Source organism: Aquitalea sp. USM4 (assembly GCF_004328945.1).
GTDB lineage: Bacteria > Pseudomonadota > Gammaproteobacteria > Burkholderiales > Chromobacteriaceae > Aquitalea > Aquitalea pelogenes.
This window is the reverse complement of the sequence record NZ_CP029539.1, coordinates 3,758,437-3,771,021: the sequence shown is the minus strand read 5'-3', so window position 1 is coordinate 3,771,021 and position 12,585 is coordinate 3,758,437. Positions and strand designations below refer to the sequence as shown.

10 protein-coding genes are annotated in these 12,585 nt (G+C 59.0%); 6 read left to right on the top strand and 4 right to left on the bottom strand.

What is annotated here, in order from left to right:
• Positions 1-74 precede the first annotated feature (74 nt).
• Both DKK66_RS17340 and DKK66_RS17335 read right to left on the bottom strand, forming a co-directional pair.
• Complete coding sequence (locus DKK66_RS17340) at positions 75-1,406, bottom strand: sugar ABC transporter substrate-binding protein (protein ID WP_131360082.1); 1,332 nt, start codon at positions 1,404-1,406, stop codon at positions 75-77.
• A 101-nt stretch (positions 1,407-1,507) separates the two neighbouring features.
• Entirely contained in the window at positions 1,508-2,281 is a 774-nt protein-coding gene (locus DKK66_RS17335) for an L-iditol 2-dehydrogenase (protein WP_131360080.1), read from the bottom strand.
• A gap of 354 nt (positions 2,282-2,635) precedes the next feature.
• On the opposite strand from DKK66_RS17335, the gene DKK66_RS17330 reads away from it, so the two are divergent.
• Positions 2,636-3,598, top strand: a complete 963-nt coding sequence (locus DKK66_RS17330) for a sugar-binding transcriptional regulator (RefSeq protein WP_131360078.1) — start codon at positions 2,636-2,638, stop codon at positions 3,596-3,598.
• 132 nt (positions 3,599-3,730) lie between these two features.
• Positions 3,731-4,492 (top strand): dimethylarginine dimethylaminohydrolase family protein, encoded by a 762-nt coding sequence (locus tag DKK66_RS17325; protein WP_131360076.1) that lies wholly within the window; start codon positions 3,731-3,733, stop codon positions 4,490-4,492.
• An 8-nt stretch (positions 4,493-4,500) separates the two neighbouring features.
• Here the strand turns inward: DKK66_RS17325 and DKK66_RS17320 are convergent, their stop codons facing one another.
• Positions 4,501-4,971 (bottom strand): Lrp/AsnC family transcriptional regulator, encoded by a 471-nt coding sequence (locus tag DKK66_RS17320; RefSeq protein ID WP_131360074.1) that lies wholly within the window; start codon positions 4,969-4,971, stop codon positions 4,501-4,503.
• 185 nt (positions 4,972-5,156) lie between these two features.
• On the opposite strand from DKK66_RS17320, the gene alaC reads away from it, so the two are divergent.
• The gene (gene alaC / locus DKK66_RS17315; RefSeq protein WP_062786898.1) at positions 5,157-6,350 is read left to right on the top strand and encodes an alanine transaminase; all 1,194 of its coding nucleotides are present in this window, start codon (positions 5,157-5,159) and stop codon (positions 6,348-6,350) included.
• Positions 6,351-6,407: 57 nt separating this feature from the next.
• Here alaC and DKK66_RS17310 read toward each other — a convergent pair whose 3' ends face one another.
• Positions 6,408-8,036 carry a methyl-accepting chemotaxis protein gene (locus DKK66_RS17310; RefSeq protein WP_131360072.1) on the bottom strand — a complete coding sequence of 543 codons (1,629 nt, stop codon included), beginning with the start codon at positions 8,034-8,036 and terminating at the stop codon, positions 6,408-6,410.
• Between the two features lie 710 nt (positions 8,037-8,746).
• Here DKK66_RS17310 and wecB point away from each other — a divergent pair.
• Genes wecB through DKK66_RS17295 form a run of 3 tightly spaced genes read left to right on the top strand, consistent with a single transcriptional unit; the run spans position 8,747 to position 12,559 of the window.
• The gene (gene wecB, locus DKK66_RS17305) at positions 8,747-9,919 is read left to right on the top strand and encodes a non-hydrolyzing UDP-N-acetylglucosamine 2-epimerase (protein ID WP_131360070.1); all 1,173 of its coding nucleotides are present in this window, start codon (positions 8,747-8,749) and stop codon (positions 9,917-9,919) included.
• Positions 9,903-11,531 carry a glycosyltransferase family 2 protein gene (locus tag DKK66_RS17300; protein WP_207389802.1) on the top strand — a complete coding sequence of 543 codons (1,629 nt, stop codon included), beginning with the start codon at positions 9,903-9,905 and terminating at the stop codon, positions 11,529-11,531. Before wecB ends, DKK66_RS17300 begins: the two co-directional genes overlap by 17 nt.
• Complete coding sequence (locus tag DKK66_RS17295) at positions 11,528-12,559, top strand: hypothetical protein (protein WP_062786889.1); 1,032 nt, start codon at positions 11,528-11,530, stop codon at positions 12,557-12,559. Before DKK66_RS17300 ends, DKK66_RS17295 begins: the two co-directional genes overlap by 4 nt.
• Positions 12,560-12,585 lie beyond the last annotated feature (26 nt).

The window sequence follows — 12,585 nt, the reverse complement described above, 5'->3', positions numbered from 1 at the left end:
GCAAAACGGGAATCACAGGCAGGGTTGGCCAGACACAGGCGACAGGGCTGCGCCCGGCCTGGCCATGACTGCGCTTACTTCTGGTAACCACCTTGCACCACGGCGCGGTTGGCAGCGGCCTGACCGGCCTTCAGTGCTGCATCCACGGTGGTGTTGCCAGCCAGCGCGCCGGAGATGGACTGACCCACCACGGTGCCGAAGGACTGGAATTCCGGAATGCCGACAAACTGGATGCCGCTATACGGCACTTTCTTCAAAGTGGCATCGGTGGGATTGGCCGACTGGATGGCATTCAGCACAAAGCTGGCAAACGGCGCGGCCTTCTGGTATTCCGGCTGCTTGTAGGTGGAAATGCGGGTGCCCGGCGGAACCGAAGTCCAGCCCAGGTCCTTGGCCACCAGCTTGATGTAGTCCTTGGAGGTGGCCCATTGCACAAACTGCTTGGCGGCGGCTTCCTGCTTGGAGGACTTGGGAATGGCCAGCGACCACGACCACAACCAGCTGCTGCCCTTGGGCGTGACACCGGTGGGTGCCATGGCAAAGCCCACCTTGTCGGCCACTTGCGATTCCTTGGGGTTGAACAGCATGCCGGCTGCCACGGTGGCATCAATCCACATGCCGCACTTGCCGCTGGCAAACAGGGTCAGGTTTTCATTGAAGCCGTTGGTGCTGGCACCGGGCGGGCCGTACTTTTGCAGCAGATCCACATAGAAGCCGACCGACTTTTTCCATTCCGGGCTGTCGATGGTGGGATGCCATTTTTCATCAAACCAGCGCCCGCCATTGGTGTTGATCAGGGTGGACAGGAAGGCCATGTTCTCGCCCCAGCCGGCCTTGCCGCGCAGACAGATGCCATACACGCCACCTTTTTCCTTCAGCGCCTTGGCGTAGTCGGCAATCTGGGTGTAAGTCGGCTTTTCCGGCATGGTGAGGCCCAGCTTGCTGAACAGGTCCTTGCGGTAGAAAGTCATCGAGCTTTCCACGTAGAACGGCAGTGCATACAGCTTGCCACCGTAGGACAGGCCGTCACGCGCAGTTTTCACCACGTCGTTCAGGTCGTAGTCGGCGGACAGCTTGTCCATCGGGTAGAGCCAGCCCTTCTTGGCCCAGATCGGCGCTTCGTAAGTGCCAATCATCATCACGTCGAACTTGCCGCTATTGGTGGCAATGTCGGTGGTGACGCGCTGGCGCAGCACGTTTTCTTCCAGCACCACCCAGTTGAGCTTGATATCCGGGTTTTGCTGCTCGAACGCCGGTGCCAGTTTTTTCAGCTCGATCATGTCCGGGTTGTTGAGCGCGGCAATGGTGAGCGTGGTGGCTGCACCGGCGGACAGGGAAGCCAGGGCCAGGCTGCCGGCAAGGACAATCTGGCGCAAACGGGACGGGCGTTGGTATTGCTGATGCATGATGTCTGTCTCCTCTTTATTTTTTCAGTACAGCAAGGTTGCACTACAGCGGGGGAAAGTCCGCAAGCGGACGGAAATTCAGCATGACCGGGCGCAAAGGCTCAGCTCATCCAGTTGCCACCGTCCACGTTCAGCGTCTGGGCGGTGATGTAGTCAGAGTCGGCCGAAGCCAGGAACAGCGCAGCACCGGTCAGGTCTTCCGGCAGGCCCATGCGGCCCAGCGGCACGGCTTCGCCGACCAGGCGTTTTTTCTCGCCGGGCTGGCGGCCTTCATAGCGGGCAAACAGCGCGTCGACATCCTTCCACATTGGGGTATCCACCACGCCCGGGGCAATGCCGTTCACATTGATGCCATGCGGCGCCAGTGCCAGGGCGGCAGACTGGGTATAGCTGATCACGGCGGCCTTGGTGGCGCAGTAATGGGCCACCAGCGCCTCGCCACGGCGACCGGCCTGGGAGGACAGGTTGATGATCTTGCCGCCACGACCTTGCTCCACCATCCGGCGTGCCACGGCCTGCAGCAGGAAGAACATGCCCTTGACGTTTACCGCGAACAGCCGGTCGAAGCTGTCCCAGGATTCGTCCAGCAGCGGGTGCATGTCGAAGATGGCGGCGTTGTTGTACAGGATGTCGATGCCGCCAAAGTGCTGTACGGCGGTGCTGACAATGGCGGCGATGTCCTCGCGCCGGGTGACGTCGGCTTGTAGCAAGGCCACATGCTGTGGATGTGTATGTTGCAATGCCTGTAGTTCGTCGTTGAGTTTCAGGTCCACCAGCAGGCAGCTGGCACCTTCTTGCAGATAGCGGCGGGCGACGGCAATGCCGATGCCGCTGGCGGCCCCGGTGAGGATGGCCGTTTTGTTGGCGAGTTTCACTGTGTTGTCTCCGTTGCAGGCTTGATGTTTTGCTTTTAGAGCAAATGCCCTTGTTGTGGGCAAATATTCATTAATTTGAAATTTACTGTCAAGCGCTTTTTGTGATGACGGGCTGATGTTGCATAGCACCATGATTTTCCGTGAAATTTTGCTGCGCCGCACATAAGGGCTGGCAGGCTGATCAGGCTTGCCTTGCGCCAGCAATGGGCGATATGTCGCACGCTGTTGTATCCAGTACGGCACGGCAGGACAGAAGCTGCACATTCACACAGTGCTTGACGCCGGGGGCAGGAGCGGTGGTACAACGCCAGACAACAAGGGCTGGGCCCGACAGGAAAACCGGCAGGAGGGGAGATGGCCAAACAACAGGACAAGCTGGATCAGGCGGCGCGCGCAGCCTGGTTGTATTACGTGGCGGGCAAGAACCAGAACGAAGTGGCCGAGCAGCTGAATGTGTCGCGCCAGGTAGCGCAACGACTGCTGGCATCGGCAGTGGAGGGCGGTCTGGTCAAGGTGTCGGTACAGCACCCGGTGGCGGATTGTCTGGAACTGGCCGCGGCCTTGCAGGCCAGATTCGGCCTGACGCTGTGTGAAGTGGTGCCCAAGGACATGGACTCGCCCGCCGAGTTGCAACAAAAGCTGGCCGTGGCCGGTGCGCAAATCTTCCAGCGCTATCTCACCCAGGACAAACCGATGGTGGTGGCGCTGGGTTCGGGCCGTACCCTCAAGGCCATCATCGACGAACTGCCGCCGCTGGATTGCCCGCAACACCGTCTGGTGTCGCTGATTGGCACCATTGCGCATGATGGTTCATCCAACCGCTACGACGTGGCCTTGCCTGCCTCGCAAAAAACCCAAAGCAAGTATTTCCTGCTGCCCGCCCCCCTGTATGCCGATAGCACAACTGACCGTGCCTTGTGGTGCAACCACCGGCTTTACCATGTGGTGGAGGGGCTGGCGGCGCAGGCTGATGTGGCATTCATCGGCATTGGCACCATTGGCGAACACTGCGCCTTGCAGGAGGACGGCTTTCTGACCGAGGCAGAGGTGCAGGCCCTGATGGCACAGAATGCCGTGGCTGAAATCATTGGCCGCCCCATCGACAAGCAGGGCCAGCTGGCCGCTGCCGACATCCAGCAGCGCGTTACCAGCCTGCCATTGCAGCATGCCCCGCAACGCCCGGTGATTGCCTTTGCCGGCGGGGAAAGCAAGGCTGCCGCCATTCTGGCGGTGCTGCGCGGTCAGTGGCTGTCCGGGCTGGTGACCGATGAGGGTTGCGCCCGGCAGATTCTGGCCTGGACCGACCAGGTTGCGTAAGGGCGGTAGCACAGCGCAGATTGGCTGCGGCATGGCCGCATATCAACCGTTCTGGCAGGAAGACCTCCCTAGAATGGTGGGCAGCAAGACAGGCAACACCTGTCGTATCAGCCCATTACCGGAGCAATCGCCATGTACTTTACCCATGCCATCACCCGCCTGCCTGCCGACACCGTTGCCGCCGGGCTGACCACGGCCAGCCTTGGTGTGCCGGATGCCGCGCTCACCCGGCAGCAGTTTCGTGAATACATCGACATCCTGCTGCAACTTGGCCTGACCGTAACCACGCTGCCAGCCTTGCCGGATTTTCCCGATGCCCACTTCGTGGAAGACGTGGCGGTGATGATGCCGGAGCTGGCCATCATCACCCATCCGGGCGCGGCGTCGCGGCGGGGCGAGGTGCACAGCATTGCTCCGCTGGTATCGCGTTTTCGCCATGCGGTGTGGCTGGGTGAGGGCGAGCACATGGATGGCGGCGATGTGCTGATGGTGGACAAGCGTTTCTTCATCGGCCTGTCCAGCCGCACCAATGAAGCTGGCATCAGCCGCTTTGCCCGCGAGGTGGAAAAATTCGGCTACAGCGTGCAGGCAGTACCGGTGGCCTCTGGCCTGCATTTGAAATCGGTGGTGAATTATGTGGGGCGCAATACCGTGCTGCTGTCAGCAAGCGCGGCGGACGAACCGGCCTTCCGCGATTTTCGCCATATCGTGCTGGACCCGGCCGAGGAATACGCCGGCAACACCATGTGGATCAACAACACCCTGATCACACCCAGCGGGTATCCGCATACCTTGCGTCAGCTACAGCAGCTGGACCTGCCCATCATCCAGACCGATACCAGTGAAATCCGCAAGATGGACGGCGGGCTTACCTGCCTGTCCTTGCGCTTCTGACAGTGACGCTAATCCGGGCTGCGGCCATCGCGCTTGATGGTTTGCAGCTCGGTGGTCGTGAGGATTTTCTCGATGCGAAACGCCGTGCTGGCCAGCCAGGCATCGGCCAGCTGGCGGTATTCATCAATGTGCTGACAGGCAATGCGCAGTAAAAAATCCACCGTTCCGCTCACCATCCAGCCATCCTGCACTTGCGGGGTGCGCTGGATTTCGGCAATGAAGGCTTGCTGGGAAACCAGATGGTCGGCCAGGGTCACCTGCGCCAGAATCACCAGTGGCGGTGCACTGCGCGGCAGGTCGACAATGGCGCTGTAGCCCTTGATGATGCCGGCCTTCTCCAGACGGCGCACCCGCTCCAGACAAGGGCGTGGAGTCAGGTTTACCTGCTCGGACAGGCGCTGGAAGGGCATGCGGCCATCGCGTTGCAGGATGTCGAGGATTTTCAGATCGATGCGATCCAGGCCGTTCTTGTCTGTCATGGGGAGCAAGGCTTCATGGGGCGGAGACACAAGAACGCATTTCAGCGCTGCCAGCGCTGGCTTGTCAAGAATAATGCCGACGGCAAAAAATCCTTGTGCATCGCAGCAGGCGGGGATAGGATCGTCTCTGCCCCTCATGGGCAACGTCGCTCGGACGGTTCCGGGCGCTTACGTGAAAGGTTCACATGGCTTCCTCTGCAGGCAAGCGCCGCTTTGCGCGCATCGATCGTCTCCCTCCCTACGTATTCAATATCACCGCCGAACTGAAACTGGCTGCCAGACAGCGCGGCGAGGACATCATCGACCTGAGCATGGGCAACCCTGACGGTGCCACCCCGCCGCATATCGTGGCCAAGCTCAACGAAGTGTCGCAACGCCCGGATACCCATGGCTATTCCGCCTCCAAGGGCATACCGCGCCTTCGCCGCGCCATTTCGCGCTGGTACAAGGACCGCTACGAGGTGGACATCGACCCCAATAGCGAGGCGATTGTCACCATCGGCTCCAAGGAAGGCCTGGCCCACCTCATGCTGGCCACGCTGGATGGCGGCGATACCGTGCTGGTGCCGGACCCCAGCTACCCGATTCATATCTACGGCGCGGTGATTGCCGGGGCGCAAATCCGTTCGGTACCGCTGGTGCCGGGCATCGACTTTTTTGCCGAGCTGGAAAAGGCCATCCGTGGCAGCTACCCCAAGCCCAAGATGATGGTGCTGGGCTTTCCGTCGAATCCCACTGCGCAGTGCGTGGAGCTGGATTTCTTCGAAAAAGTGATTGCCCTGGCCAAGAAGCACGACATCTTCGTGGTACATGACCTGGCCTATGCCGACATCGTGTTTGATGGCTGGAAAGCGCCGTCCATCATGCAGGTGCCGGGCGCCAAGGACATCGCCGTCGAGTTCTTCACCCTCAGCAAGAGCTACAACATGGCGGGCTGGCGCATCGGCTTCATGGTGGGCAACCCGGACCTGGTGGCCGCGCTGGCACGGATGAAGAGCTACCACGACTACGGCACCTTCACCCCGCTGCAAGTGGCCGCCATTGCCGCGCTGGAAGGAGATCAGCAATGCGTACGCGACATCGCCGCCAAATACCAGCAGCGCCGCGACGTGCTGGTAAAGGGATTGAACGAGATTGGCTGGGAAGTGGAATGCCCCAAGGCTTCCATGTATATCTGGGCGCGCATTCCGGAGCAGTGGCGCGAACTGGGTTCACTGGAATTCGCCCGCCTGATGCTGGAAAAGGCCAAGGTATGTGTATCGCCCGGTATCGGTTTTGGTGACCAGGGTGACGAATATGTCCGCTTTGCACTGATCGAAAACGAAGCGCGCATCCGGCAGGCCCTGCGTGGTATCAAGGCCATGTTCAAGGAGCAGTAAACTCCAGTTTGCATATCAAAAGGCCACGCCAAGAAGCGTGGCCTTTTTTGTGTGCGTTCATACCTGGAAGCGCGCCACCAGCTTTTCCATGTCGGTGGCGATTTTTTCAACCGCATCGGCCGACTGCGCCGTGCTGTGAGCAGTCGCGCTGGCTTCTTCTGCATGCTGGACAATGGTTTCCACTTTTTGCGCCACCTCGGTAGCGGCAGCGGCCTGTTCGTGCAGCGCGGTATTCAGTTCGTTGACAATGCCGGCCACCTGCCGCGCACTGTCACGCAATGTGGATACCGTATCGCCTGCCGCATGGGCATTGCTGACACTGGTGCCAATCAGCTCCACCCCTTGATCCACGCCATGCACCACATCGCGAGTGGATTGCTGGATGGCATTCACCATCACGATGATTTCATTGCTGGATTGCGCAGTGCGCTCGGACAGCTTGCGTACTTCATCGGCCACCACGGCAAAGCCGCGCCCTTGCTCGCCGGCACGGGCGGCTTCGATTGCGGCATTCAGTGCCAGCAGATTGGTCTGGTCGGCAATGTCCTTGATGACGGCGACAATGGATGAAATCTTGGCGGATTCGGTCTGGAGCAGGGCAATCCGTTCGGCGGCATTGCCAACCACCACTGAAATATCGTTGATCTGGCTGCCAAGGGCGCGCAATGCATTCAGGCCGTTGGCTGCCTGCTGGTCGGACGCGCTGCTCAGGCTGGCGGCTTCAGTCGTGCCATTGGCCACGTGGTTGATGGAAACGGTCAGTTGTTCGGTATTGGCGGCAATGGTGGAGGCAGCTTCGCTTTGCAGGCTGGCCGATTGTTCCATTTGCTGTACCGAGCGGTTGAGCTGGCGAGATGACTCCAGCAATACCTCGGCGTTGCGGCGCGAGTCCTGCATCGCGTCGCGCAGCGCGGTTTGCATATTGCCCATTGCCACAATCAGCTTGCCAACCTCATCACTACTGGCGGGCGGCAGGCTGCCACGCAAATCGCCATCGGCAATGCGCCGTGCAGCGGCTACCGTATTGTCCAGCCTGCCGGCAATGCGCCGTGCAACCAGCAGCGACAAGGCCAGTGACAGGATGACGCCGACAATCAGTGCCAATATGCCACCGGCTATGCCGGATTTGACATCCGCATCCGCTCGCGTCGCAGCCACGGCCGCGCCATCCGCATTCAGCTTGATCAGGGAGTCGGTCAGGTCGCGCAGCGTGTTGGCCTTTTTCACCCACTCGCCCTTGCGCAGGGCTTGAGCCTGGTCTTCATGGCCGTCCTTCATCAACTGGACAGCCTGATTCACCACCTCACGATACGCAGCAGCGGCAGACACCGCCTGTTGATAGGCAGCCTTTTCCGTGTCTGAACTGATCATTGTTTCGTAGTGCTTGAAGGCTGCTTGCAGTTGCTGATCCAGCTCGGACATGGATTTTTCCATCTTGGCGCGCTCTTCCGGGCTGTTGGGCAGCATGTATTCCAGGCTGCGTACCCGGTAGCGCAGGCGCAACTGGCTGATTTCTCCGACAGACTGCACCGAAGGTAGCCAGTCCTGTGCGATTTCATGCGTTTCATTGCCTACCGCCCGGATTTGCAAGATGCAAAACACAATGGCGGCAATCAATACGCCACCACTGAGCAGGAAGTTGACCAGAAACTTGCGTGTCAGACTGATATTGTCGAGAAATTGCATGGCATGCTCCACCTGTTCTGATTGTTTGTGCCTATTGTTTACCTTCAGTAAAGAACATCCCGATGGTCTATGCCAGCACAAGCTGTAGTTTCGCTGACAACTGACAAGTTCATGCCGTATGCAGGTACGGCACGTAGCTGACAAAAAGCGTCAGCTAATGCCTGTTATGGTCAGCCATCGCCTTGCTGACCTTCGTCTGCTGGCAACAAGCATGCAGGCTGTCATCAGCCCACAATGTCCACGCCCTATGCTGCCAGCCACGCGGGAGTTGATGCTCAACGCCAGGGTCAGAATGCAGTTGCTGCATGATTGGCATCAGCATTGTCACATATATGTTTAAAATGCATTCATTTTGTGTTGTAAATCCTGCTGTCATGCGTTACATTACTTTCCGCAAGAAAAATCATCCAAATTCAGCCCTTATTTAAATAAACTTGTTTATTTTAAATAATGTGTTGGTATTAATTTTTATTTAGATAATTTCGTCAGTCTGCGAATAAAATACAGAAAAACAAAAGCCACTCCGGCTGAAATCCGCCAAGAATGGGCACGATGTTTGCTCAATAAAAATACGGACGCAGAACGGAGTGGCAGCAATCATGGACCTTCAAGGTCGGGATGGCAGGCAGTTTCAGTGCACGACACAAGCAATTGCAAAGGTTAGGTGCGCAATGTGGGCAGATGAAGAATTATGCAAACGGGGTAGTCGCGTGATCAAGGTTTTGACAGTATTCGGTACACGGCCGGAAGCCGTGAAAATGGTGCCGGTCATCCAGGCACTGGAGTCTTTTCCCAATATCGAGTCGCGGGTTTGTGTGACGGGTCAGCATCGGGAAATGCTGGATCAGGTACTGGACTTTTTTGAGGTCAAGCCTGACTTCGACCTGCAACTGATGCAGCAGGGGCAAAGCCTGGCGTCGCTGACAGCAAGGCTGATTGAGGGCATCGACAAGGTGCTGGAGCAGGAGCGCCCCGACGTGGTGCTGGTGCATGGCGATACCGCCACCACCCTGGGTGCCAGCCTGGCTGCGTTTTACCGCAAGGTGCCTATCGGCCACGTGGAAGCCGGTTTGCGTACCGGTGATCTGTATTCGCCGTGGCCTGAAGAAATGAACCGCCGCGTTACCGATACGCTGACCAGTTTCTACTTTGCCCCGACAGAAGAGTCCTGCCGCAACCTGTACGCGGAAAAAATCGACCCGTCGCGCATTTTCATTACCGGCAACAGCGTGGTTGATACCCTGAAGCTGGCAGTGGAAAAACTGCAAAAAAATGCCGACCTGCGCGCCAGCATGGAGGAGAGCTTCTCCTTTATCCGTACCGATGCCCGCATGATTCTGGTTACCGGACATCGCCGCGAGAACTTTGGCGACAAATTTGCCAGCTTCTGCAACGGCCTGCTCAAACTGGCTCAGCGCTACCCGGATGTGGACATTGTCTACCCGGTGCATCTGAACCCCAATGTGCGCAAACCGGTGTTCGAACTACTGTCCCGCGTATCCAACATTCATCTGATCGAACCGCAGGAATATCTGCCCTTTGTCTATCTGATGAACCGCTGCCACCTGATCATCACCGACTCTGGTGGTATCCAGGAAGAAGCCCCGGCGCTGGGCAAGCCGGTACTGGTAACCCGCGACACCACCGAGCGCCCCGAAGCACTGGCCGCCGGCGTGGCGCGTCTGGTGGGTACGGAGGCGGAAAACATCGTGCGCTGCGCCAGCGAACTGCTGGATGACGCCATGGTGTACGCCAATATGTCGCAGGCGCACAGCCCGTATGGCGATGGTTCTGCCGGACGGCGCATTGCCAGCATTCTGGCATCCCTGCCGCAGTTGCGGCATGAAATGGCTGCGGAGGCGACCCTTGCCACAGCAAGCTGAACACAAGCGGGGACGCAGCGTGCGCGCCTTGCTGATGTTGCTGCTACTGGGGGCGAGCATGACAGTGCAGGCTGCAAAGCCTGCCAAGCCTGCATCGGCAGCCAACAGTCAATCCGCCGCCGCCCTGGCGGCACTGCCTATTGAAGAGGCGGTGGATTTGCCGCCAGACGCCAGCGTGCCTGCGGCGCAACGTCACAGCCCGGCAGTCGAGGTGAAGGGCGCGGCCAGTGAGGCTGCGCTGAGCCGTACCCAGGCGGTGATCGAACAGCAGATCAAGGATGACAAGAACAGCGCCACTGCGGAGGAAGACCCGCCGCACCACGGCCAGCGCTCGGCGCCTGCGTTGTGGTTCCTGCGCATTCTGGCCATCATCCTGTACGTGATTGTGGCCTTCATCATGGTGTATGCCGTGCGTCACATGGCCTTCACGCTCAACCGCCTGTTCGGCAAGCAGCGCCATCCGTATCTGGATATCGAAACTGCCGAATGGCCGCGGGTGACGGTATTCATTGCCGCGCACAACGAAGAGGCGGTGATTGCCGATGCGATGGAGGCCTTGCTGGAGTCCGACTATCCGGATGGCCGCATGATCATCATGCCGGTGAATGACCGCTCCTCCGATGGCACGCGTGAAATCATCGACCAGATTGCCGCACGTCGTCCGGACATCATCCGCCCGTTTCACCGCACCTCGGGCAAGCCGGGCAAGGCCGCTGCACTGAAAGATGCCACGGCCATGATCGACACCGACATTTTCATCGTGTTCGATGCCGACTACGTACCGGGGCGCGGCTTGCTCAAACAGCTGGTGGCACCGTTTTTCGACCCGGAAGTAGGGGCGGTGATGGGGCGCGTGGTACCGCTCAATGCCGGCACCAACATGCTGACCCGCCTGCTGGACATGGAGCGGGCAGGGGGCTACCAGGTAGACCAGCAGGCACGGATGAACATGAAGCTGGTGCCGCAATATGGTGGCACCGTGGGTGGCATCCGCGTGGCCGCGCTGGAAAGCGTGGGTGGCTGGCATGATGACGTGCTGGCCGAAGACACCGACCTGACCTACCGCCTGCTGATTGGCGGCTGGCTGACAGCCTATACCAACCGTTCCGAATGCTATGAGGAAGTCCCGGAAAGCTGGCCGGTGCGCATTCGCCAGCTGATGCGCTGGACGCGCGGCCACAATCAGGCACTGGCGCGTCACGTGGGCCGTTTGCTGCGCACCAAGGGCGTGCCCTTCCGTGAAAAATCGGATGGCTTGCTGTTGCTTGGCACTTATGCCATGTCGCCGTTTTTGCTCTTGGGCTGGTTGATCACCCTGATCCTGTTCTACTTCGACAGCGTCTTGCCCTCACCCGGTTTCTTCCTGATCCTGGGTCTGGTGTGTTACAGCGCCATGGGCAATTTTGCCGCGTTTTTTGAAATCGGCACGGCCTGCTATCTGGATGGCAGCGGCAACCGCTTGCGCATTCTGCCGTTCTCCATCTTTGGTTTCATTGTCAGTCTGGTGACCATTTCGCACGCCACCATCCTGCAATTCATCATCGAGCCCTTCCGCAAGACGCAAAACCTGCACTGGGACAAGACCAAGCGTTATCGGGGGCAGGCCAAATGATGGTATTGCTGTTTGCTGTAATCGTATTGCTGTTGATGTTGCTGCCCTTGTTGCCCGCCTTGCTGGAGTTGATCCGCAAGACCGACGTCACTTCGCTGGGTATCAATCGTCTGCATACCGGTTCGTCCAATGTATTTGCCGAAAACTATCGCAAATACCTGGAAAGCCATGGCCTGCTGGATCAGCTGCAGAATTACTGGAATTCCCGGCTGGCATCCTGGAGTGTGCTGCTGGAAAAAACAGTCGAGGAAGAAGTACTGTCCACGGCAGGGCTGGTAATTCCGTCTGATTTCAGCTTTCTCAAGGAAGTGTATTGCGCGGGGGATGTGGAAACCCATGGCGGGGTTATCCTGCGCAGCTTGCTGGCCGAAGGCGACCTGATTCTGGGTGATCACAATTCGGTGGTGCGCTGGGCCAGTGCCCGTCACATGCTGATTGGTCGCAATGCCACGCTGTTCGGCCGCATGGTGGCGGCGCAGGAAATGACCTTTGCCGGCCCGGCCAGCTTCCAGCGCATCCAGGCACCTGTCATTCGCATGGGTCTATCCTGGCGGCCAGTGATGCCGATGGGTCCGTACCGCGAGTTCGACATTACGGCACTGGAACATACGGTGTTTTTCAATGACGACATCCAGCGGGTGGTGGTGGAAGGCAATCTCACCATTCCGGACGACACGGTCATCCGCGGCCACCTGGTGGTGCATGGCACGCTGAAAATCGGCCATGGTTGTTACATCCAGGGCAGCATCAAGGCCAGTGGCAATATCCATATCGGCAATGCAGTGGCTGTCGAAGGGGCCATGGTGTCCGACATGTCGGTTTCCTGCCTGAATGACTGCCTGCTGCTGGGCCCGATTGTGGCCGAGCGCTTTGTCTATGTCGGCAGTCGTTGCGTGCTGGGCAGTCTGCACAGCCCGATCAGCGTCTCCTCCAGCTCCATCCGGCTGAAGCTGCCCATGCTGGTGCATGGCACCGTATGGGCACGGACACGTGGTGCGATCCGGCATGAACGTGCGCAGCTGGCGTAAAGAACTCGCATGGCTGGGTTTGTCCT

Coding starts and splice junctions, on each gene's coding strand:
- DKK66_RS17340 (WP_131360082.1), bottom strand. CDS start 1,406: ATGCATCAGCAATACCAACGCCCGTCCCGTTTGCGCCAGATTGTCCTT.
- DKK66_RS17330 (WP_131360078.1), top strand. CDS start 2,636: ATGGCCAAACAACAGGACAAGCTGGATCAGGCGGCGCGCGCAGCCTGG.
- DKK66_RS17325 (WP_131360076.1), top strand. CDS start 3,731: ATGTACTTTACCCATGCCATCACCCGCCTGCCTGCCGACACCGTTGCC.
- DKK66_RS17320 (WP_131360074.1), bottom strand. CDS start 4,971: ATGACAGACAAGAACGGCCTGGATCGCATCGATCTGAAAATCCTCGAC.
- alaC (WP_062786898.1), top strand. CDS start 5,157: ATGGCTTCCTCTGCAGGCAAGCGCCGCTTTGCGCGCATCGATCGTCTC.
- DKK66_RS17310 (WP_131360072.1), bottom strand. CDS start 8,036: ATGCAATTTCTCGACAATATCAGTCTGACACGCAAGTTTCTGGTCAAC.
- DKK66_RS17295 (WP_062786889.1), top strand. CDS start 11,528: ATGATGGTATTGCTGTTTGCTGTAATCGTATTGCTGTTGATGTTGCTG.